Annotated in this window: 2 pseudogenes; both read right to left on the minus strand. The window is 43.9% G+C overall.

The window, feature by feature from the left end:
- Window positions 1-511, minus strand: a pseudogene (gene nrfD / locus KIV40_RS31315) (NrfD/PsrC family molybdoenzyme membrane anchor subunit); the annotation flags it as partial.
- Between the two features lie 2 nt (window positions 512-513).
- Window positions 514-692: pseudogene (locus KIV40_RS31320) on the minus strand (4Fe-4S ferredoxin); the annotation flags it as partial.

Genomic DNA, 692 nt, shown 5'->3' on the forward strand with positions numbered 1-692 from the left:
CAACATTGGGAATGTGTTCAGCGCTGATAGTAGGAAACCTGTATATGCCGCCAGCAAAAGAGCTAGCAAAGCCAAAAAGATTTCTGTCGCATTTTCAAGAGGTTCCAATTTACCAATGAGTTTTCCAACGAAATCTAAACGCCCTTTGAGCCAGCTCTGCTCACTCAAAAACAGTGTGATCTGATCCCTAAAGATGATTCCGATCCACACAAACAAGATCACCATGTAGACTTGGAATAGGATCACACCCATCGACATCACAGACGTTGGGTTGTAGAAGATCATAATCTTCCAGAAAGAGAGTGGCTTAGTTAGGTGAAATACCAGAATGAGCAGTCCCGAAATAATGCCAAATGGTATTTTTAGCGGCATCACCCTCAATGACTTTTCTTTTCAGATAGATGGAGATCATCACTGCGCCTGCTGACATACCCGCTAAAAACAGGTAGATAGCGATGATCCAATCCCATACCACGGTTCCAGATTGGAAAGCTGTATCCCATGCACTCATAATCAAATCTCCCCTTTCTGATGTGGCACTTTGTAAAGCTTAGATTGAGTACCTAAATGCACTTTATCTCGGTAGACCACTTCGGACTGAAGCACTTGGTTGATCTTGCTATTTGGATCATTGAGATCCCCAAATATCAGCGCTGTTGTCGGACAAGATTCCGCGCAAGCCGGCAGTTTCC

Source organism: Vibrio sp. D173a, assembly GCF_030248475.1.